The 19,550-nt window shown below is 68.5% G+C and carries 22 protein-coding genes; 4 read left to right on the forward strand and 18 right to left on the reverse strand.

What is annotated here, in order from left to right; all coding sequences use genetic code 11:
• Window positions 1-32 precede the first annotated feature (32 nt).
• The 3 genes from A5767_RS11570 to A5767_RS11580 all read right to left on the reverse strand — a co-directional run bounded on the left by A5767_RS11570 (window position 33) and on the right by A5767_RS11580 (window position 1,385).
• The gene (locus A5767_RS11570; RefSeq protein WP_016935086.1) at window positions 33-392 is read right to left on the reverse strand and encodes an NADH-quinone oxidoreductase subunit A; all 360 of its coding nucleotides are present in this window, start codon (window positions 390-392) and stop codon (window positions 33-35) included.
• Between the two features lie 259 nt (window positions 393-651).
• Window positions 652-1,056: a response regulator transcription factor gene (locus A5767_RS11575; RefSeq protein WP_082937676.1), complete on the reverse strand. Its 405-nt coding sequence runs from the start codon at window positions 1,054-1,056 to the stop codon at window positions 652-654.
• 80 nt (window positions 1,057-1,136) lie between these two features.
• Window positions 1,137-1,385, reverse strand: coding sequence for a hypothetical protein (locus A5767_RS11580; protein ID WP_230810512.1), 249 nt, complete (start codon window positions 1,383-1,385; stop codon window positions 1,137-1,139).
• 334 nt (window positions 1,386-1,719) lie between these two features.
• Between A5767_RS11580 and A5767_RS11585 the strand changes: the two genes are divergently transcribed.
• Window positions 1,720-2,751 (forward strand): iron-siderophore ABC transporter substrate-binding protein, encoded by a 1,032-nt coding sequence (locus tag A5767_RS11585; RefSeq protein WP_006554048.1) that lies wholly within the window; start codon window positions 1,720-1,722, stop codon window positions 2,749-2,751.
• A 36-nt stretch (window positions 2,752-2,787) separates the two neighbouring features.
• On the opposite strand, the gene A5767_RS11590 is transcribed toward A5767_RS11585, so the two are convergent.
• From A5767_RS11590 to A5767_RS11605, 4 genes are all read right to left on the reverse strand, one after another.
• On the reverse strand, window positions 2,788-3,456 hold the full coding sequence (locus tag A5767_RS11590) for a methionine ABC transporter permease (RefSeq protein ID WP_006554049.1): 669 nt from the start codon (window positions 3,454-3,456) through the stop codon (window positions 2,788-2,790).
• Window positions 3,457-3,469: 13 nt separating this feature from the next.
• Entirely contained in the window at window positions 3,470-4,489 is a 1,020-nt protein-coding gene (locus A5767_RS11595; RefSeq protein WP_006554050.1) for a methionine ABC transporter ATP-binding protein, read from the reverse strand.
• Window positions 4,489-5,325, reverse strand: a complete 837-nt coding sequence (locus A5767_RS11600) for a MetQ/NlpA family ABC transporter substrate-binding protein (protein ID WP_064852368.1) — start codon at window positions 5,323-5,325, stop codon at window positions 4,489-4,491. The genes A5767_RS11595 and A5767_RS11600 overlap by 1 nt, the downstream gene beginning before the upstream one ends.
• 78 nt (window positions 5,326-5,403) lie before the next feature.
• Window positions 5,404-6,432 (reverse strand): isopenicillin N synthase family dioxygenase, encoded by a 1,029-nt coding sequence (locus tag A5767_RS11605; RefSeq protein WP_033097695.1) that lies wholly within the window; start codon window positions 6,430-6,432, stop codon window positions 5,404-5,406.
• A 351-nt stretch (window positions 6,433-6,783) separates the two neighbouring features.
• On the opposite strand from A5767_RS11605, the gene A5767_RS11610 reads away from it, so the two are divergent.
• Together A5767_RS11610 and A5767_RS11615 are read left to right on the forward strand one after the other, a co-directional pair.
• Window positions 6,784-7,401: a DJ-1/PfpI family protein gene (locus A5767_RS11610; protein WP_019289699.1), complete on the forward strand. Its 618-nt coding sequence runs from the start codon at window positions 6,784-6,786 to the stop codon at window positions 7,399-7,401.
• The gene (locus tag A5767_RS11615; protein ID WP_006554054.1) at window positions 7,398-7,895 is read left to right on the forward strand and encodes a MarR family winged helix-turn-helix transcriptional regulator; all 498 of its coding nucleotides are present in this window, start codon (window positions 7,398-7,400) and stop codon (window positions 7,893-7,895) included. The genes A5767_RS11610 and A5767_RS11615 overlap by 4 nt, the downstream gene beginning before the upstream one ends.
• Here A5767_RS11615 and A5767_RS11620 read toward each other — a convergent pair.
• The 10 genes from A5767_RS11620 to A5767_RS11665 all read right to left on the reverse strand — a co-directional run bounded on the left by A5767_RS11620 (window position 7,862) and on the right by A5767_RS11665 (window position 18,469).
• Entirely contained in the window at window positions 7,862-8,746 is an 885-nt protein-coding gene (locus tag A5767_RS11620; RefSeq protein WP_006554055.1) for an acyl-CoA thioesterase II, read from the reverse strand. The two genes, A5767_RS11615 and A5767_RS11620, sit on opposite strands and share 34 nt — an antisense overlap.
• On the reverse strand, window positions 8,743-10,164 hold the full coding sequence (gene pyk / locus A5767_RS11625) for a pyruvate kinase (RefSeq protein ID WP_006554056.1): 1,422 nt from the start codon (window positions 10,162-10,164) through the stop codon (window positions 8,743-8,745). The genes A5767_RS11620 and pyk overlap by 4 nt, the downstream gene beginning before the upstream one ends.
• A gap of 169 nt (window positions 10,165-10,333) precedes the next feature.
• Window positions 10,334-11,284 carry a TM2 domain-containing protein gene (locus tag A5767_RS11630; RefSeq protein WP_039585218.1) on the reverse strand — a complete coding sequence of 317 codons (951 nt, stop codon included), beginning with the start codon at window positions 11,282-11,284 and terminating at the stop codon, window positions 10,334-10,336.
• Window positions 11,281-12,318, reverse strand: a complete 1,038-nt coding sequence (gene lgt, locus A5767_RS11635) for a prolipoprotein diacylglyceryl transferase (protein ID WP_039585217.1) — start codon at window positions 12,316-12,318, stop codon at window positions 11,281-11,283. The genes A5767_RS11630 and lgt overlap by 4 nt, the downstream gene beginning before the upstream one ends.
• Window positions 12,315-13,118: a tryptophan synthase subunit alpha gene (trpA, locus tag A5767_RS11640; RefSeq protein ID WP_006554059.1), complete on the reverse strand. Its 804-nt coding sequence runs from the start codon at window positions 13,116-13,118 to the stop codon at window positions 12,315-12,317. Before trpA ends, lgt begins: the two co-directional genes overlap by 4 nt.
• On the reverse strand, window positions 13,115-14,377 hold the full coding sequence (gene trpB, locus A5767_RS11645) for a tryptophan synthase subunit beta (protein WP_006554060.1): 1,263 nt from the start codon (window positions 14,375-14,377) through the stop codon (window positions 13,115-13,117). Before trpB ends, trpA begins: the two co-directional genes overlap by 4 nt.
• A 112-nt stretch (window positions 14,378-14,489) precedes the next feature.
• Complete coding sequence (gene trpC / locus A5767_RS11650; RefSeq protein WP_016696041.1) at window positions 14,490-15,299, reverse strand: indole-3-glycerol phosphate synthase TrpC; 810 nt, start codon at window positions 15,297-15,299, stop codon at window positions 14,490-14,492.
• A gap of 91 nt (window positions 15,300-15,390) precedes the next feature.
• Complete coding sequence (locus A5767_RS11655; RefSeq protein WP_006554062.1) at window positions 15,391-16,056, reverse strand: TIGR02234 family membrane protein; 666 nt, start codon at window positions 16,054-16,056, stop codon at window positions 15,391-15,393.
• Window positions 16,053-17,636 carry an anthranilate synthase component I gene (locus A5767_RS11660; protein WP_024101208.1) on the reverse strand — a complete coding sequence of 528 codons (1,584 nt, stop codon included), beginning with the start codon at window positions 17,634-17,636 and terminating at the stop codon, window positions 16,053-16,055. The genes A5767_RS11655 and A5767_RS11660 overlap by 4 nt, the downstream gene beginning before the upstream one ends.
• A 44-nt stretch (window positions 17,637-17,680) precedes the next feature.
• Window positions 17,681-18,469 carry a dioxygenase family protein gene (locus A5767_RS11665; protein ID WP_006554064.1) on the reverse strand — a complete coding sequence of 263 codons (789 nt, stop codon included), beginning with the start codon at window positions 18,467-18,469 and terminating at the stop codon, window positions 17,681-17,683.
• A gap of 110 nt (window positions 18,470-18,579) precedes the next feature.
• Between A5767_RS11665 and A5767_RS11670 the strand changes: the two genes are divergently transcribed.
• Complete coding sequence (locus tag A5767_RS11670; protein WP_006554065.1) at window positions 18,580-19,065, forward strand: MarR family winged helix-turn-helix transcriptional regulator; 486 nt, start codon at window positions 18,580-18,582, stop codon at window positions 19,063-19,065.
• Window positions 19,066-19,332: 267 nt separating this feature from the next.
• Here A5767_RS11670 and A5767_RS11675 read toward each other — a convergent pair whose 3' ends face one another.
• Window positions 19,333-19,512, reverse strand: coding sequence for a tautomerase family protein (locus A5767_RS11675; protein ID WP_016935788.1), 180 nt, complete (start codon window positions 19,510-19,512; stop codon window positions 19,333-19,335).
• Window positions 19,513-19,550: the final 38 nt, after the last annotated feature.

The raw sequence follows: 19,550 nt of genomic DNA on the forward strand, positions 1-19,550 counted from the left end.
CTGGCAGGACATCCCGTCGTACACGCGGGTCGTCAGTCCCATGTCAGGCCTCCTCGTTTCCACTCGTAGGCGTAGGCGACGAAGACGTTGAACATGAACAGCGCCATCGCCGCCAGACCGAAGACGCCGAGCGCGTCGAAATGGACCGCCCACGGGTACAGGAAGACGATCTCGATGTCGAAGATGATGAACAGCATCGCGGTGAGGTAGTACTTCACCGGGAAGCGGCCACCTCCCACCGGCTGGGGTGTGGGGTCGATGCCGCACTCGTACGCATCGAGCTTGGCGCGGTTGTATCGGCTCGGGCCCGCGAGGCTCGCCACCGCGACGGAGAAGACCGCGAAGGCAAGCGCGATGCCACCGAGTACCAGGATCGGTACGTAAGCGTTCATGCGACCTCCGGTTGCTTGCGCGAATCCGGCCGCGGGTCTGCTCGTCGCCCGCGAACCCACCCCCGCCGTGCACCGGGCGGTTCCGTCCCGGCCCAGGGTTGTGAGTCACGGCACACACTAGTGCTGTTCGCGTCGGACTTGTCGCGATTTCACGCCCTCGATTCGGGGCGGCGTGTCGGGCTGCTCGACAACGGGAAGGAGGGTAGATTTTCCGGCCCCACATACGAGTTCGCGGCCGGGCGGTCGCGCGTCGGAAGGGTCAGGAGGGGCGGGAGCGAGGGGTGAGCAGCGCGAGGACCTGCCGGCCGAGCCGAATCGGGTCGACGGGATGACGCAGCGCCACCTCGGCGCCCGACCAGCGGGCGAGCCATTCGTCGTCGGCCCGGGCGATCAACACGATGATCGGCGGGCACGAGTCGAGTTCGTCCTCGAGTTGTTTCGCGAGGCCCATGCCGCCCGCGGGGGCGGCCTCACCGTCGAGCACGGCGAGGGCGATGTCGCCGGCGTGCATGCGTTCGACGACGACCGGCGGTGTCGCGACCTCGACGTAGTCGAGTGGAGGCAGATCCGGGTGCAGCCGGGCACCGAGGGCATCACGAACCTGTTGCCGCACGGTCGCATCGTCGCTGTAGACGAGGATGCGCAGAGAGTCGGTCACGGGCAAGATGCTAACCGAGCACACCGGCCCGTCCGGGGAACCCGCGTGTCGCGGCGGCGCCGCGACGTCGGCGGGCCGGGACGAGCTCAGGATTCGCTACCGAGCGGATGCCACCGCTCGCGGATCTCGGGACGGATGGCCGTCTCCGTCTCGTCGTCGTGGATGATCGAGGCGGGCGCGATCATCAGGTGCGCCAGCACGATGCATGCGCCGGTGAGCATGGCGAATGCGGCACCGATCAGATACGACGCGGTGAACACCGCAGCCAGGAATCCGATCGTGAGCATTCCCGTGAGCGCGATGATCGCGAGAATCCGCCGGTTCGAGCGTGGCATCGAATCGGACCTCTTATCCGTGGATGCAACCATGAGCATCTCCGTTCCTCCCCGGAACGACGCATCCGGTACCCCCGCATCCACTCATCGTTCCCGGTCGACGAATCGTCGGTGATGAGCGAACCCCCGCGGTGGCCGAGTGCGGCCGTCCCCTTTCCCGCCCGGGACGTGAGCGGTTTCGATAACAGAATACTATCAAATGTGACATCCGTCTCGTGATCTGTTTGTGGGACATCACGAAGTTGCGGACGGCCCGGAAATCTGCCGATAACCGTCATCCCCTTCAGAAGGTTAGGCTCACCTCTCGAACCGGTCCGATCAGTGAGAGGTATCCATGAAATTTCTGTCCCCGCGCCGCCTCGGGTCACGCGCGGTAGTCGCGCTCGCCGCCGCCGTCGCACTCACCGCCTGCTCGTCCGGCAGTGGCGACAACTCGAACGGTTCTCCGACGGGCGACTTCGAACCCGTCGCGATCGAGCACGCACTGGGCACCGCCGAGATCGACGCGCAGCCCGAAAGGGTCGTCACGCTCGGGATGGGTTCGGCCGAGACGGCGATCGCACTGGGTGTCACCCCAGTGGGGATGGAGGAATATCCCTGGGGCAGCGACGAAACCGGATATCTGCCCTGGATCCACGAGGAACTGACCGAACGCGGCGAGCCGCTGCCCGAGCAGTTCACCGGTGGCGCCGAGGTGGACGTCGAGGCGATCGCCCGACTCGCCCCGGACGTCATCCTCGCGCCGTGGTCGGGCATCACGCAGGAGCAGTACGACCTGCTGTCGGCGATCGCCCCGACCGTCGCCTACCCCGAACTGCCCTGGACGATCACCTGGCAGGACCAGATCGAGACCATCGGCACCGCACTCGGCAGGCACGACGAGTCGCTGGATCTGATCACGGGGATCGATGACACCTTCGAACGCACCGCGGCGGAGCATCCCGAATACGCCGGGGTGACGTTCTCGTATATCTACAACACCGGCCCCAGCACGCTGGGCGTGTTCATGCCCGACGAGCAGCGCGTGGCGATGGTCCGCGGACTCGGGCTGACGGTCGACCCGGTCGCGGAGACGCTCGAGGAGACCGAGGGCACCGACTCGGCGGTCATCGGGCTCGAGAACGCCGGACTGCTGAAGGACTCGGATCTGATCTTCACGTTCTATTCCGACCCGGCGAACCGCGCGGAGATCGAATCGCAGGCCGTCTACCAGCAAATTCCGGCGATCGCGCGCGGCTCGCTCGTCGCGCCGGAGGAACAGCCGTTCGTCACGGGATCGTCGATGATCAATCCGCTCACCGTGCCGTGGTCGATCGACCGCTACGTCCCGCTCGTCGACGAGGCGATCGCGAAGCTCGACCGCTGAGCCGGACGCACCGGTGGTGCGCCCGGCTCTCGGGCGTCACCGCCGGTGCGCGAGCCTGCGGACCATGAGATCACCGATCGACTGCATGATCTGCACCATCACGATGAGGACGACCACCGCGAGCAACAGCACCGGCGTGTTGAACCGCTGGTAGCCGTAGACGATCGCGAAGTCGCCGAGACCGCCACCACCGATGACACCGGCCATGGCCGAATATCCCACCAGCAGCACGAGGGTGAGGGTGGCACCGGCGATCAGCGGGGACAGTGCTTCGGGCAGCAGCACCTTGCGCACGATCTGCCCGTTGGTGGCCCCCATCGCCTGGGCCGCCTCGACCCGGCCCCGGGGCACCTCCCGCAGAGCGGATTCGACGATCCGGCCGAAGAACGGGATGGCACCGATGGTCAACGGCACGATCGCCGCGGTCGGCCCGATCGCGGTACCCACGATGAAGCGGGTGAACCCGATCAGCGCGATCAGCAGGATGAGGAAGGGCAGCGACCGGAAGAGGTTGACGATCACGCCGAGGACGGTGTTGAGCGTCCTGCGCGGCCACAGTCCGGACGGGGACGTCAACTGCAACACGATTCCGACCAGCACACCACCGACGACGGTGAGCACGAAGGACACCGCAACCATGTAGAGCGTCTCGAGGGTGGCTTCCCACACCTCCGGGAAGGCGTCGTACCACTGCAGTTTGTTCATCGCGCCTGCACCGTCATTCCGTGAGTCCCTCCAATTCGGCTTCCGTCCCCCACGCCAGGCTCAGATACGGGCGTTCGGCCACGAACCCCTCGATGAGTGCCCGATCGGTACCCGCCGTGAACCGAAGGCGCATCCGGCCCACGGTGACGCTGCCGACCTGTTCGACCCGGCCGCCGACCACAGCGATGTCGGCGTCGATCGCGCGGATCATCTCCGCGAGCCACGGTCCGTGCGCGGCATCACCGATCGCGGTGACCAGAGCCGTGTCGGCACCCGAACCCGTCGACGGGTCGGTGCCGACCGGGACGAGCGCATGCCCGAGCGCCGACTCGGGATCGGCGACGAGATCGACGATCCGGCCCGTCTCGACCACCTGTCCGGCGGCGAGCCGAGCTGCCGAGCTGCAGATCCGGCGCAGCACCCCGAGTTCGTGGGTGATCACCACGACCGTGACGCCCAGTCGTCTGTTCACCTCGGCGACGAGATCGAGGACCTGATCGGTGGTGTCCGGGTCCAGGGCGCTCGTGGCCTCGTCGCACAGCAGTACCTCGGGTTCGACGGCGAGTGCGCGGGCGATGCCCACGCGCTGCTGCTGTCCACCGGACAGCTGCGAGGGATAGCTCTCCCCCTTGCCGGCCAGGCCGACGAGATCGAGCAGCTCGAGCGCCCGCTTGCGGCGCTGTTCCTTGTCGATCCCCGCCACTTCGAGCGGGAATTCGACGTTCCGGATCACGGTGCGCGAGTGCAGTAGGTTGAACTGCTGGAAGACCGTCCCGATCCGGCGACGCGCCGCTCGCAGTTCCGCGCCGGACAGGGTCGACAGGTCGTCCCCGCCGAGCAGGATCCGTCCCGAGGTAGGCCGCTCGAGCAGGTTCAGACAGCGCAGAAGGGTGGACTTGCCGGATCCGGACGGGCCGACGATGCCGTAGATCTCGCCGTCGGGGATCTCGAGCGACACCCCTCGCAACGCCGCGACCTCCCCGGAGCGCCCGGCTCCGGGGAAGGTCTTGACGAGGTTCTCGACGACGATCATCAGTTCGTCGAGTGGACCGGCAGCACGGCGCCGGAGTAGGTCTCCTCGATCCAGGCAGCCGTCTCGGGCGACTCGAGGGCCTCGGCCAGCGCGGTCACTGCTGGGTCGTTCTCGTTCTCGGCCCGCACGACGAGCAGGTTGGAGAAGGGGTTGTTCTCGACCTCTTCGGTGACGATGGCGTCCTCGGCCGGGTTCAGGCCGGCTTCGAGCGCGTAATTGGAGTTGATCACGGCGGCGGTGATCTGCGCGTCGTCGAGCTGACGGGCGAGCTGCGGACGCTCGATGCCGACGAGGTTCAGGTTCTTCGGGTTGGCGGTGATGTTCGATTCGGTGACCACCGACAGGTCGGCCTCCTCGAAGGGCACGTCCATCTCGAGCAGACCGGCCGATTCGAGCAGGTACAGCGCGCGGGCGTAGTTGGTGGTGTCGCGCGGCACGGCGACAGTGTCGCCGTCCTTCAGCTCGTCGAGCGAGGCGATCTTGTTCGAGTAGAGGCCGATGGGCTCGAGGTGCACGTCGGCGACGGCGACGAGGTCGTCGATACCCTTCTGCTTCTGCCAGTCCGTCAGGTAGGGCTCGTGCTGGAAGAAGTTCGCGTCGACGTCACCGGCCTCGAGCAGTTCGTTGGGATCGACCTCCCCGGTGATCTCGACGATGTCGAGCTTGTAGTCGCCCAGCGCCCCGGTGCTCACGATCTGGTCGAGGATCTCGACGTGCGGGGTGGACGACGCCGAGATCCGGAGGGTGGTGTCGTCACCTTCGGACGACGAGCAGGCCGCGAGACCCGCAGCGAGGGTGAGCGCGGCGGACGCGACGACGATACGACGCAGTGACATCGGGTGGATACCTTCCGTTGGGAATGCGGGGACGTTGGAAATACGGGGACGTTGGAAATACGGGGACGGACAGATCGATTATCGGGGTGCGGCGAAGCGGGCGAGGAGATCCGCGTGAAAACGCTCCGCCACGTTCGGATGTGCCCGCAGGCGGGACTTGAGTGCGTTGAGGCCGTAGACGGCGTGCAGCGTGCCGCCGTGTGCGTCGGGGCCGACGCCGCGGGCGGCCGCGGCCAGATCTGCGGGCAACTCCACCGCCGGGAGTTCGCGGTCGAGACCGGGATTGAGGAAGAAGGGCAGCGACACGCGGTCGGTGCCCGCCGGGGGCGGCAGCACACGATGGACGGTCGCCTGGAGGTAACCGCCGGTGGCGACCTCGAGAAGTTCTCCGATGTTGACGATGAAATGCCCTGGGAGAGGGTCGATGTCGACCCAACGTCCGTCGCGTTCGACCTGGAAGCCGGTGCTGCCGGGTTCGGGATACAGCAACGTCAGCGCGCCGACGTCCTTGTGGCTGCCGACCCCTTGATCGGTGACCGAGCGGTCGTGCCCGGGATACCGCGCGATCTTCAGCAGCGGGTCGGGATCGGCGAAGGCGTCCTCGAAGTGATCGGCGGGGGCACCGAGGGATTCGGCCCATGCACCGAGCAGTCGGCGTCCGACGTTGCCGGCCTCGTCGATCCACCGCAGGGCCAGTTCGCGTAGTCGGGGGACCTGCTCGGGCCACAGATTGGGGCCGTGCAGCACCTCCCAGGGGCGGTCGGGGTCGACCTCGGCGACGGCATCGCGTTCCGGGCCGATGTCGAGTTGTTCGCGCCAGTCGACATAGCCCTGGGTGCGTTCGCCACCGACACGGGTGTAGCCGCGGAAGTGGGGCGAGCGGATGTTCTCGATCGCGAGCTTGCCCGCCTCGGGGAGGGCGAAGAATTCGCGTGCTGCCGCAACGAGCCCGTCGGCGAGCGCGGGCTCTATCCCGTGACCGGCGAGATGGAAGAACCCGATCTCGTGGGTGGCCTCCCGGAGGCGATCGAGCAGGGCGTTGCGTGTGGTGTCGTCGCCGTCGAGATCGGACAGATCGATGACGGGCAATACTGTCGAATCGGACATGATGTGCCTTTCGAACCGCATCGGATGCGAGGAATTCCCGGTCACCGCCGGATCGTCGGTCACAGCGGACCTAAGGGAATCGTGAGAGCAGTGCGAGCAGCCCCGACAGGGGTGATCAGCGGCAACGACAACACGCAGGAGCCACGGCGCTTCGAGCGCGTGTGCTCACAGTCTGCGCGTGAGTGTTGCCCATGTTCTCCTCCGATGAGGTCGCGTGCGACCTTCGACGACAGTGGCGCCACGACGTGGTCCTGATCAAGGCTAATCGCCGCCTGGACCACCCGGCAAATCATCCTCGACCGGCAGTGGGACACCATTGACAGTAGGCTGTCGTTTTGTCAGCATACTGTCATGACCGAAACAGTTCACGTCGCCGTGTACGACACCCTGGCTGACTGGGAGATCGGATACGTCACGCCACATATCGCAGATCCCGAATGGCAGCGCAGCCCCGGCCGGTACCGCGTCCGTACCGTCGGAGCCACGACGGAACCGGTCACGACCAAGGGCGGACTCCGCATCCTTCCCGACGCCGTGCTCGCAGACATCACGCCGGAGGACAGCGCGATGCTGATCCTCGCGGGCAACGACATCTGGCCGACCGACGCCTACGCCCCGTTCGTCGACAAGACCCGGCAATTCCTCGACGCCGGCGTTCCGGTGGCCGCGATCTGTGGCGCGACCGGAGCGCTCGCGGCTGCCGGCCTGCTCGACGAGCGGCCGCACACGAGCAACGCTCCAGAATTCCTGCAGAGCGTCGGATACGGTGGCGCCGATCTGTACCGGGACGAACCCGCGGTCACGGACGGCGATCTCATCACCGCGAGCGGCATCGCCCCGGTCGACTTCGCCCGCGCGATCTTCACCCGGCTCGACATGTACGAACCGCGCGTCCTCGACGCTTGGTACGCCCTCTACGGCGAGCGCGACCCGCGCGGCTACTACGAGCTCATGTCCTCCGGCTCGTGACGGAGCAGAACGCGGCCGAGCAGCACCCGGCGGAGGCCGAACTGCTCAGCGCGGCCGCACTGACGGCCTTCCGGCTCAACGGCCAGTTTTTCGCGCTGGCCGAGACCCTGGCGCGTCCGGTGGGCCTGACCGCGGCCTGGTGGCAGGTCCTCGGCGCGGTCTCCTCCGCTCCGCTGCCGGTGTCCGCGATCGCCCGCGAGATGGGCATCACCCGGCAGAGCGTGCAGCGCATCGCCGATCTCCTCGTCGACAAGGGCCTGGCGGAGTACCGGCCCAATCCGGCGCACCGTCGCGCCAAGCTCGTCGCGATGACACCGGCCGGTCACGACGCGATCCGTGCCATCGGCCCCGCTCACGCCGACGCCGCGCGGGCACTGTGCGAGGAGACCGGATCCGAGAACCTGGCGCGGATCGTGGAGGGCATGCGCGCGCTGTCGGCCGCCCTCGACCGATCGGCCGATCAGCTCCCCGACGGACGACGCGGCGGGAAGTGACGGATGAGCCCTTCCTGCACGACGGTCGCGACGAGTTCGCCCTCGATGGTGAAGTAGCGTCCCGTCGCCATACCACGGGAACCGGCCGCTACCGGGGATTCCGTGGCGTACAGGTGCCATTCGTCGAAGCGGAGCGGACGGTGGAACCAGATCGAATGGTTGACCGTCGCCGCCACGATCCGGTCGAGTCCCCACGACAGGCCGTGCGTGGTGAGGATCGAATCGAGGACGGTCGTGTCGGACGCGTAGGCCAGCGTGGCGACGTGGAGCAGCGGATCGTCGGGCAGTTGCCCGTCGGCGCGCATCCACACGCGGTTGTGGCCGAGCTTCTCCCCCGTTCCCCGCAACACCCAGGCGGGGTCGTTGGCGTACCGCATGTCGATCGGCTTGAGCGCGCCGACGAAATGCGGCAACTGCTCCTCGAAGCCGCGCAGGCGTTCGCCGATCGGCGGAAGCGCTTCGGGCAGGGGAACATCGGGAACGGTCACCGAGTGTTCGAGGCCTTTGCCCCACCGCTGGAAGGCGGCGAGCATGACGAACAGTTCCTGGTCGTCCTGGTAGGCGGTGACCATCCGGTTCGCGAAGTCGCGGCCGTCCCGGTGGGTGACGACGTGGTAGTCGATGGGCCGCTTGACGTCGCCGCCCCGGATGAAATGGGCGTTGATCGCGTGCACAGGACGATCACCCACGGTGCGTCCGGCCGCAATGAGCGCCTGCGCGACGAGCTGACCGCCGAAGGTGCGGCTGCCGACCTGCTCGGGATGACCACCACGGAAGACGTTCTCCTCGACCTGCTCCAGATCGAGGAGGCCGAGGAGAACGTCGAGATCCGTTGTGTCCGACAGTGTCACCGGGTGTCTTTCTCACCCAACCGGTGCACGTGGATGAGGTTGGTCGAACCCGAGCGTCCCGGAGGCGCTCCGGCGACGATCACCACGAGGTCGCCGCGCTGGTACCGGCCCAGCGACAGCAACGCCGCGTCGACCTGTTCGACCATCTGGTCGGTGGTGTCGACCGGCTCGACCGAGAAGGTCTCGGTGCCCCACGTCAGCGCCAGCTGGTTGCGGATGTGCGGGACGGGCGTGAACGCGAGCAGCGGTAGCGGGGTGTGCAACCGCGCGAGTCGTCGCACGGTGTCGCCCGACTGGGTGAACGCGACGAGCGCCTTGGCGTCGAGACGCTCGCCGATGTCGCGGGCGGCGTACGAGATGACACCGCGCTTGGTGCGCGGAACGTGCGTCAGCGCAGGCACTTCCGTCGAATCCGACTCGACGGCGGCAATAATGCGCGCCATCGTGCGGACCGTTTCGACGGGGAACTTGCCGACGGAGGTCTCACCCGAGAGCATCACGGCGTCGGTGCCGTCGAGCACGGCGTTGGCCACGTCGGAGGCCTCGGCGCGAGTGGGACGCGAGTTCTCGATCATCGATTCGAGCATCTGCGTCGCGACGATGACGGGCTTGGCGTTCTCACGTGCTATCTGGATCGCGCGCTTCTGCACGAGCGGTACTTGCTCGAGCGGAAGTTCGACGCCGAGGTCGCCGCGCGCCACCATGACCGCGTCGAAGGCGAGGACCACGGCCTCGAGATTCTCGACGGCCTCGGGCTTCTCGAGCTTGGCGATCACCGGCACGTGCCGCCCGACGCGGTCCATGACCTCGTGAACGAGTTCGACGTCGGCCGGCGACCGCACGAACGACAGGGCGATGAAGTCGACACCGAGGCGCAGTGCGAACTCGAGATCCTCGATGTCCTTCTCCGACATGGCCGGAACGGAGACGTTCATCCCCGGCAGGGAGACACCCTTGTTGTTGCTGACGGGTCCGCCCTCGATGACGCGGCAGACGACGTCGTTGCCCTCGACCGCCTCGACGACGAGACCGACCTTGCCGTCGTCGACGAGCAACCGGTCGCCGGCGACGGCGTCCTGAGCGAGTTCCTTGTAGGTGGTCGAGACGCGGTCGTGGTCTCCGACCACGTCGTCGACGGTGATGCGGACCACTTCACCGTGTTCCCACACGGTGCGGTCCTCGGCGAATCGTCCGAGCCGGATCTTCGGCCCCTGGAGATCGGCGAGGATACCGACGGCGTGCCCGGAGGCCTCCGACGCAGCGCGGACCCGGTTGTAGTGGCCCTCGTGGTCGGCGTGTTCACCGTGGCTGAAATTCAGGCGGGCGACGTCCATTCCGGCGTCGACGAGATTCCGCAGGACATCGGGGTCGGCGGTGGCCGGCCCCATAGTGCAAACGATCTTGGTGCGTCGGGTCACGCTTCGAGCCTAGCCTCCGAGCCTGCGACCCTCCATCCCAGCACCCCGGTGCGTGTCGCCGGGGTGCCGATGGGACGGAGACGTCGGGATGTCACAGGCGACGGAGTCGTCGGGATGTCACAGGCGACGGAGTCGTCGGGATGTCACAGGCGACGGAGTCGTCGGGATGTCACGGACGGAGCTGGCGTCCGTTCTTGTCGCGGACCTTGCCGGTGAGCATGAGGATGCCGTCGATCAGCGGCCAGATGCCCCCGATACCGCAGGTGAGCCAGGTGACGGCGATCTGCGCGACCGCCGTGCCCGGCTGGTCGAGGTAGAAGCGTCCGGCACCGAAGGCGCCGAGCAGGATCCCCAGCACACCTGCGGTGACCTTGCTCTTGTCGGAGTACGGCTCGCCGGTGTAGGGATCGCGTCCGAAGGGCGCTGCGGCGTCGTGACCGTACGGGTTCGACGGGTCGGGGTAGCCGTAGGCGGGCATCACCCCGTAGCCGGGCGGCGGACCGTATCCCTGTCCGCTCTGCGGAGGCGGACCGTAACCCTGCCCGCCCTGCGGAGGCGGACCGTAACCCTGCCCGCCCTGCGGAGGCGGACCGTAACCCGGCTGCTGCGTTCCCTGCGGACCGGTGTACCGGCCCTGCGACGGGTCCTGCTGCGGGGACCCGATCGGGTAGTGCGGGTCGGGTGTCCCGTAGACCGGTCCGGTGCCGGTCTCGGGCCGGCCCTGATGCTCGCCGTAGGGGTAGTCGCCCGGGGACGGATAGTCGGACTCGTGCTCGGCCGGCGGCGGGTAGCTGGGCGTGGTCCCCCAGCCCGGTCCGTTGCCGACACCCGAGTAGGTGTCCCATCCCGGTCCCGGAGTGCCGGTGGCGCCACCGAGGGAGTCGAGTGTGGGCGGTTGAGCGGACAACGAGGCCTGCGCGGTGGCGTCGTAGTCGAACGCGCGTCCGAGATCGGGCGGCGGGGTGTGCTCGCTCTCCGAGGACCGCTCCGGCGTGTCGGCGCCGGAGGCGGACTCGCTCCGCTTCGTCAGGTCGGGCTGGGCAGGCTCCGTCTTGTCGGGCTCCGGCTTGGCAGGCTCCGAATCGGATGCTCCCGAAGCTTCCGGGTCCTGTCTGGTCACGAGTGATCCCCTTTGCTGTCTCCGGACGTCGCTTCGTCGACTCTACCGGCGGCGGACGACGAGCTGTCCGACTCCGCATCCGCCGACTCCGAAGTGGGCGCGGCCTCGTCTGCGGCCGCCCCGCCCTCGTCCTGTGCGGCCGGCTCTGCGTCCGCGTTCCCGGCGACCGGATTCAGCGTCGCAGGGTCCTCGCGGCCCTTACGTGCGAGGACGAAGTAGGCGACCGCGAGCACGAATACGATGCCCGAGGTGAACGAGTTGATCCGGATACCGGCGATCTGGGTCGCCGCATCGGTGCGCATCAGCTCGATCCAGAACCGGCCCGCGCAGTACCCGGCGACGTAGAGGGCGAACAGGCGTCCGTGACCGATCGTGAACTTTCGGTCGACGAACACCAACAGCAGCACGACGGCGAGGTTCCACAGCAGCTCGTAGAGGAAGGTCGGGTGCACGACGAAGGCCACCTCGCCGGTGGACACGCCGTCGACCAGCCCGGGCGCGACCTGCCCTGCGTCGTTGCGCCGTTCGTAGATCTCGAGTCCCCACGCCACCGTGGTCTCGCGACCGTAGAGTTCCTGGTTGAACCAGTTGCCGAGGCGTCCGATGGCCTGCGCCAGCAGGATCGCCGGGGCGAGGGCGTCCCCGAAGGCCGGCAGCGGGATCCCCCGCCGACGGCACCCGATCCACGCACCGAGCGCACCGAAAGCGACCGCACCCCAGATGCCGAGGCCGCCCTCCCAGATCTTCAGGGCGTCGACCGGGTCGTTGCCGTCTCCGAAGTACTTCTGCCAGTCGGTGGCCACGTGGTAGAGCCGCCCACCGATCAGACCGAAGGGCACCGCCCACACGGCGATGTCGAGGACGGTGCCGGCCTGTCCGCCGCGTGCGACCCAGCGGCGGTCGCCCCACCAGATCGCCACGACGATCCCGACGATGATGCACAGGGCGTAGGCGCGGAGGGCGAACGGTCCGAGATACCAGACGCCCTGCGGCGGACTCGGCAGATAGGCCAGAACAGACGCAGTGGATGTCACGAGTGCACGTTAGCGGAGCGAACGCCCTTCGCGAGATCCCGAGTCAGTGCGAGCAACGCGTCGGGCCCTTCGGCGACGGCGGAGACCAGCGCCGAACCGACGATCACGCCGTCGGCGTAGCCCGCGATCTCCGCGGCCTGGGCACCGTTGCGCACACCGAGACCGACACCGACCGGGATGTCGGAGTGCGTGCGCACCCGGGCGACGATCTCCGGCGCGCGGTTGTCGACGCTGTCGCGGGCGCCGGTGACACCCATGGTCGAGGTGGCGTAGACGAAGCCGCGGCACTTGTCGAGGGTGGTCGCGAGGCGCTCGTTGGTCGACGACGGTGCGACCAGGAAGATCCTGCCGAGTCCGTACTTGTCGGCCGCGGCGATCCATTCTTCCGCCTCGTCCGGGACGAGGTCGGGCGTGATGATGCCGAGTCCACCCGCGGCCGCGAGGTCGCGCGCGAAGTTCTCGACGCCGTACTTGAGCACGAGGTTCCAGTAGGTCATCACGACCGCGGCGCCGCCGGCGGCGGTGATCGCCTCGACGGCCGGGAAGACGTCGCGGACCCGGACGCCGTTGGCGATCGCTTCGAACGCCGCGTTCTGGATGGTGGTGCCGTCCATGACCGGGTCGCTGTAGGGGATGCCGACCTCGATGAGATCGCAGCCGCCCTCGACGAGCGTCTTCATCGCCTCGACGGAGCGCTCGACGGTGGGATAGCCGACCGGCAGGTAACCGACCAGTGCGGCGCGGTTCTCGGCGCGGCAGGTCGCGAAGATCTCGGTCAGGCGTTCGTGCGGGGCGCTCACTGGGCTGCTCCTTCGGGGCCGGTCCGGTCGGCGGACTCGTCGGTCGGCAGGTAACCGAACCACTTGGCGGCGGTGTCGACGTCCTTGTCCCCGCGGCCGGAGAGGTTGACCAGGACGATGGCGCCCTTGCCGAGTTCGGGGCCGAGCTCGACGGCACCGGCGACGGCGTGGGCCGACTCGATAGCGGGGATGATGCCCTCGGTGCGGCACAGCAACGCGAAGGCCTCCATGGCCTCACTGTCGGTGACGGCGCGGTACTCGGCCCGGCCGGTGTCGGCGAGCCAGGCGTGTTCGGGGCCGACGCCGGGATAGTCGAGACCGGCGGAGATCGAATGCGATTCGATGGTCTGGCCGTCCTCGTTCTGCAACAGGTACGAGAACGCGCCGTGCAGGGCACCGTGAGTGCCGCCGCCGATGGTGGCGGCGTGCCGTCCGGTCTCCACCCCGTCCCCCCCGGCCTCGCAGCCGACGAGCTTGACGGACGGGTCGTCGATGAACGGGTGGAAGATGCCGATCGCGTTCGATCCGCCGCCGACGCAGGCGACGACGGCGTCGGGCAGGCGACCGGTGAGTTCGCGGATCTGTGCGCGGGCCTCGAGGCCGATGATGCGCTGGAAGTCGCGGACCATCGCCGGGAAGGGGTGCGGGCCGGCGGCGGTGCCGAAGCAGTAGTAGGTGTTGTCGGCGTTGGTGACCCAGTCGCGCATCGCCTCGTTGATCGCGTCCTTGAGGGTGCGCGAGCCGGTCTTGGCGGCGATGACCTCGGAGCCGAGCAGACGCATGCGCGCGACGTTGAGGGCCTGCCGTTCGGTGTCGACCTCGCCCATGTAGACGCGGCATTCGAGACCGAGCAGCGCGCATGCGGTGGCGGTGGCGACGCCGTGCTGGCCGGCGCCGGTCTCGGCGATCACGCGGGTCTTGCCCATGCGCTTGGCGAGCAGCACCTGCCCGAGCACGTTGTTGATCTTGTGCGAGCCGGTGTGGTTGAGATCCTCGCGCTTGAGGAAGATGCGCGCTCCGCCGGCGTGTTCGCTCAGGCGGGTGGCCTCGTAGACCGGGGACGGGCGGCCGGTGTAGTCGCGCTGCAGGCGGTCGAGTTCCGCGAGGAAGCCCGGATCGACGCGTTCCTTCTCGTAGGCAGCGGTGACCTCCTCGATCACCGCCATGAGCGCCTCGGGCACATAGCGGCCACCGAAGACTCCGAAATGGCCGCGGACGTCGGGTTCGTGCGCGGTCGGAGTGGCGAGGGCTTCGCTCATCGAGGGAAGCCCTCGGCCTTTGGCGGAAAGTGCGGAATCGTCTGCAGTCACGCGTCCAGTCTGCCCCACCACGCGATGCGGATCACGTGGGGGTCCGGACCGGCCGGGACGGTCAGCGTGCGGGCTTGGGGCACGACGGATGCGTGCCCACCGTCACCAGTTCGGCGACTGCCTGGCGCGGATCCCCACTGGTCACCAGTCCCTCTCCGACGAGCACCGCGTCGGCGCCGGCACCCGCGTACGCGAGCAGATCGGCCGGGCCGCGGACACCGGATTCGGCGATCTTGAGCACGTTGCTGGGCAGGCCCGGCGCGATGCGCGAGAAGGTCGTCTTGTCGACCTCGAGGGTCTTGAGGTTGCGGGCGTTGATGCCGATGACGGTGGCGCCGGCCTCGAGGGCACGGTCGGCCTCCTCCTCGGTGTGCGCCTCGACCAGCGCGGTCATGCCGAGCGACTCGACGCGGTCGATCAGCGCCGTCAGGACGGTCTGCTCGAGGGCCGCGACGATGAGGAGCACGATGTCGGCGCCGTGTGCCCGCGCCTCGTGGATCTGGTAGGGACCGACCACGAAATCCTTGCGCAGTACGGGAATACGGACAGCGCGACGGACGGCGTCGAGGTCGGCGAGGCTGCCGTGGAATCGGCGTTCCTCGGTGAGAACGCTGATGGCGCGAGCGCCTCCGGACTCGTACGCTGCTGCGAGTTCGGCGGGATCGGCGATGTCGGCGAGAGCACCCTTCGAGGGGCTGGCACGCTTCACTTCGGCGATGACCGCGATGCCCGGTTCGCGCAGCGCGGCCTTGGCGTCGATCGGTGGGGGCGCGGCTGCGGCGGCAGCCTTGACGGACGCGAGATCGAGGGCCGCCTCACGGGCGGCGACGTCTGCTCGCACTCCTTCGAGAATCGAATCGAGAACTGTCATCGTGGCTCGAGTCCTTTCCCACCCTGCTCAATCCCGATGTGATCAAGCTCATCGGATCTGTCTAGAAGAGTAGTGAAGTGGTTTACAGCGGTCACCGGCGGGTGCCCGTATCACCCTCGCCACCGTCGTCGGTGGGATCCTCACCTGCGTCCAGTGCGTCCCACAGACCGCGTTCGGACAGGGGTTCATCGTTCTCGGCGCGCCGGGCGGCCGCCTCGCGACGTGCTGCCGGGGCGTCGTACTTCGACGACAGTCCGGCCGCCTCGCGCGGGGTGCGCCACAGCGTCACCGCCGCGGCGAGGGCCGCGACGGCGCCGACGATCGCAAGGACGGCCGGCAACGGATAGGTCTCGACGGCGGTCACGGTCGCGCGGTCGGGCAGCGCGGCCACACCGGCCGCGGTCTCGGGGTCTGCGTCGCCGGTGAGCAACCGGACGGCGGGGATCGCGGCGGCGACGGCGACGGCCGCGACCACGAGCGAGACGAGACGCAGCGCGAGTCCGCGCACCGCGAAGACGGCGGCGACCGCCGCGAGCAGCACGAGAGCGAGCGGGGTCAGTGCCGCCGCCCAGCGGCCACCCTCGAGGTCGTCGACGCGGTCGATCCCGAGTCCGTCGGACGAGACCGCGGTGACCCACGTCATCCGGCTCGACGCCCAGAGCAGGGCCGCACCGACCCCGAGCAGCAGGGCGGCGATGACGGTCGGCCGGCGCCGGCGTCCGGTGGTGGGGCCGGCGTCCGGCGTCTCCGCGGTCACCGTGCGTCACCGCCGTAGGTGGTGAGGGTGGACGCGGCGGCCACTGCGGCGAGGGCGGACATGGCCTTGTTGCGGGCCTCGGTGTCCTCGGCCTCCGGATCGGAGTCGGCGACGATGCCGGCACCCGCCTGCACGTAGGCGACGCCGTCCTTGACGAGCGCGGAGCGGATCGCGATGGCGGTGTCGGCGTCGCCCGCGAAATCGAGATAGCCGACGATGCCGCCGTAGATGCCGCGGCGGGTGGGTTCGAGTTCCTCGATCAGTTCCATCGCGCGCACCTTCGGCGCCCCCGACAGGGTCCCGGCGGGGAAACACGCCGTGACGGCGTCGAGGGCGTGTTTGCCCTCCGCGAGTCGCCCGGTGACCGTGGAGACGAGGTGCATCACGTGGCTGTACCGCTCGATGTGGCGGTAGTCGTGCACCTCGACGGTGCCCGGCGTGCACACCCGGCCGAGGTCGTTGCGGCCGAGATCGACGAGCATGAGGTGCTCGGCGTTCTCCTTCTCGTCGTGGACGAGGTCCTTCTCGAGCAGGATGTCCTCCTCCTCGTTCGCGCCGCGCCACCGGGTCCCTGCGATGGGATGGGTGGTGGCCACCCCGTCCGAAACCGTCACGAGCGCCTCCGGGCTCGATCCGACGATCGAGAAGGCCGTCTCACCGTCCGGGCCGGGGATGTGGAGCAGAAACATGTACGGGCTGGGGTTGGACGCGCGGAGCATCCGGTAGACGTCGATCGGCTCTGCGTCGCAGTCGATCTCGAAGCGCTGCGAGAGCACCACCTGGAAGGCCTCACCGGCCTCGATGTCGCCGATCAGTTTGCGGACGTCCGTGCAGAACGACTCGGTGGTGCGCTGGCGGCGGTAGTCGGGTTCGGGCCGCGAGTAGGTCGCGACGGTGGCCGGTGCGGGCGCGGCGAGGGCCGCGGTCATCCGGTCGAGGCGGGCGACGGCGTCGTCGTAGGCTTCGTCGACGCGCTCGTCGGAGCCGTCCCAGTTCACGGCGTTGGCGATGAGCCAGATCATGCCCTCGTGGTGGTCGACGGCCGCGAGGTCGGTGGCCAGCAGCATCACCATTTCGGGGATCTGCAGATCGTCCTCGGCGAGCGTCGGCAGCTTCTCGAGATGGCGGACGACGTCGTAGCCGAGATAACCGACCATACCGCTGGTCAGGGGCGGCAGTCCGTGGATGCGGTCGGTGTGGAGCAACTGGAGGGTCTCGCCGAGGACGTCGACGGGGTTGCCACCCGTGGGCGCGCCGGCCGGGACGTTGCCGTACCAGGCAGCGTCGCCATCGACGACGGTCAGCGCGGCCGGGCTCCCGGCGCCGATGAACGACCACCGCGACCACGACCGGCCGTTCTCCGCCGACTCGAGCAGGAAGGTTCCGGGGCGGTCGGCCGCGAGCTTGCGGTAGGCCGACAGCGGGGTCTCCGCGTCCGCGAGCACCTTGCGGGTCACCGGGACCACGCGGTGCTCGGCGGCCAGCTGGCGGAACTGCTCGCGGGTGGTCGTCGAATCGGAACGGCCGCCACCCGAGGAGTCGGTGGTGGCTGCGGGAATGGTGGTGGGCTCGCCGGACATGCGCCCCATCATCCCAGGGACCTCGTCCGGCTCTGCAGCCGCCGTCAGGCGACCTGGAACGAGCGCTTGGCCAGGCCCATCCAGAAGCCGTCGACGACCTGGTCGATGCCGTGGCCGGGGGCGTCGGAGGCACCGAGGGTGACGAACAGCGGAGCGAAGTGCTCGACCGACGGATGCGCGTAGGGCATGCCCGGTGCGCGGTGCCGGAAGTCCAGCAGAGCGTCGACGTCGCCGCGCGCGAGTTGCTCGGCGGTCCAGTGGTCGAACTCCGACGACCAGCCCGGCGCGGCGGCCTCGGGCCGCGGGTCGCGCAGGAAGGGCAGACCGTGCGTGGTGAACCCGGACCCGATGATGAGTACGCCCTGCTCACGCAGCGGACGCAGCCGGGCGCCGAGGTGCAACAGCCGTTCCGGGTCGAGGGTGGGCAGGGAGATCTGCAGCACCGGGATGTCGGCGTCCGGGTACATGACGGTCAGCGGTACGTAGGCACCGTGGTCGAGTCCTCGGTTCGGCTGCTGCACCACCGGTTCGTCGTCGGGCATCAGTGCCGCGACCTGCCGGGCCAGTTCGGGCGCGCCGGGGCTGGTGTAGGTCACCTCGTAGAAGCGGCGCGGGAAGCCGCCGAAGTCGTACACGAGCGGGGTGCCGGTGATCGTCGACCCGATGGTCAGCGGAGCGGATTCCCAGTGCGCCGAGACCACGAGGATCGCTGTGGGTCGCGGCAGGTCGGCCGCCCAACGCTGCAGCTGCGAGACCCACAGTTCGCTGTCGACGAGCGGCGGGGCGCCGTGACTGAGGAACAGGGCGGGCGTGGTCGCGGAATCGATGGTCATGACATCCCCTCAAGTTGAAGCTTCAAGTATCATAGAGGAGAACCCGTCGCGCGGCCATTCCCATTCCCCGACCGGGTGCGACAGCGAAACCGAACGAGCGAGGAGCAGGCATGAGCAACGAGGACCCGCAGTGGCTCGATCCGGCGCAGCAGAACGCCTGGCGGGCGCTCGTCTCCGTCGTCACGCGACTGCCGGCCGCGCTCGACACCCAGATGCAGCGCGACTCCGACATGACGCACTTCGAGTACTTCGTCCTCGCGCTGCTCTCCGAGCACCCCGAGCGCAGGCTCCGTCTCAACGCCCTCGCCGCCGAGGCCAACGCGTCGCTGTCGCGGCTCTCGCACGTCGTCACCCGCCTCGAGAAGCGCGGCTGGGTGCGACGCGAACCGGTTCCGGGCAGTCGCGGTTCGTACGCAGTGCTCACCGATGCCGGCTACGACACAGTAGTCGAAGCGGCACCGAGCCACGTGAAGGCGGTGCGCAGGCTCGTGTTCGACGGCCTCGACGACAACCAGGTCCGCGCGCTCGCGCGCCTGGGCTCCGCCCTGGTCGAGCAGATCGACGAAGGTATCGCCGGCGGTATCGGCAAGGCCTGAGCCGCCGCTCGACGACCCTCCCGCGCGTGTTCGTAGGTCACGCCGATCCCGTCGTGGATCCGGATGCAGTCCTGCACCAACTCGCTGCCGTACTGCCCGATGTAGGCCTTTGCGGCACAGAAGAGTTCGTCCGCATCGGGGCTCGATGTCGCGACCGCACGCCCCTTCACCCCGTCGTCAGAAGACAGCACTCTCAATACAGAGAACACTAGTCTCATCGGATAAGAAACGGGTACGCGAGGACGGACTCGGGTGGACCGAGTCGGTTCAGCCGAGCGGAGTTCCGCCCACGCCCCAGTTCTCGCGGGGCACCTCGGTGATCGTCACCCACACCGACGACGGATTCTTGCCCGAGGCCTCGGCGTACGCGCGGGTCACTGCGGAGATCACCTCGGCCTTCTGCTCGTCGGACAGGCCCGGCGTCTGGCTGATCTGGATGAGAGGCATGCGGGCATTGTTGCAGCCCGTCGCACGACCCGCTGATC

The organism is Rhodococcus sp. 852002-51564_SCH6189132-a (assembly GCF_001665495.1).
GTDB classification, from domain to species: domain Bacteria; phylum Actinomycetota; class Actinomycetes; order Mycobacteriales; family Mycobacteriaceae; genus Rhodococcus; species Rhodococcus pyridinivorans.

Coding starts and splice junctions, on each gene's coding strand:
- A5767_RS11570 (WP_016935086.1), bottom strand. CDS start 392: ATGAACGCTTACGTACCGATCCTGGTACTCGGTGGCATCGCGCTTGCC.
- A5767_RS11580 (WP_230810512.1), bottom strand. CDS start 1,385: ATGCCACGCTCGAACCGGCGGATTCTCGCGATCATCGCGCTCACGGGA.
- A5767_RS11585 (WP_006554048.1), top strand. CDS start 1,720: ATGAAATTTCTGTCCCCGCGCCGCCTCGGGTCACGCGCGGTAGTCGCG.
- A5767_RS11590 (WP_006554049.1), bottom strand. CDS start 3,456: ATGAACAAACTGCAGTGGTACGACGCCTTCCCGGAGGTGTGGGAAGCC.
- A5767_RS11595 (WP_006554050.1), bottom strand. CDS start 4,489: ATGATCGTCGTCGAGAACCTCGTCAAGACCTTCCCCGGAGCCGGGCGC.
- A5767_RS11600 (WP_064852368.1), bottom strand. CDS start 5,325: ATGTCACTGCGTCGTATCGTCGTCGCGTCCGCCGCGCTCACCCTCGCT.
- A5767_RS11605 (WP_033097695.1), bottom strand. CDS start 6,432: ATGTCCGATTCGACAGTATTGCCCGTCATCGATCTGTCCGATCTCGAC.
- A5767_RS11610 (WP_019289699.1), top strand. CDS start 6,784: ATGACCGAAACAGTTCACGTCGCCGTGTACGACACCCTGGCTGACTGG.
- trpB (WP_006554060.1), bottom strand. CDS start 14,377: ATGAGCGAAGCCCTCGCCACTCCGACCGCGCACGAACCCGACGTCCGC.
- trpC (WP_016696041.1), bottom strand. CDS start 15,299: ATGACAGTTCTCGATTCGATTCTCGAAGGAGTGCGAGCAGACGTCGCC.
- A5767_RS11660 (WP_024101208.1), bottom strand. CDS start 17,636: ATGTCCGGCGAGCCCACCACCATTCCCGCAGCCACCACCGACTCCTCG.
- A5767_RS11665 (WP_006554064.1), bottom strand. CDS start 18,469: ATGACCATCGATTCCGCGACCACGCCCGCCCTGTTCCTCAGTCACGGC.
- A5767_RS11670 (WP_006554065.1), top strand. CDS start 18,580: ATGAGCAACGAGGACCCGCAGTGGCTCGATCCGGCGCAGCAGAACGCC.
- A5767_RS11675 (WP_016935788.1), bottom strand. CDS start 19,512: ATGCCTCTCATCCAGATCAGCCAGACGCCGGGCCTGTCCGACGAGCAG.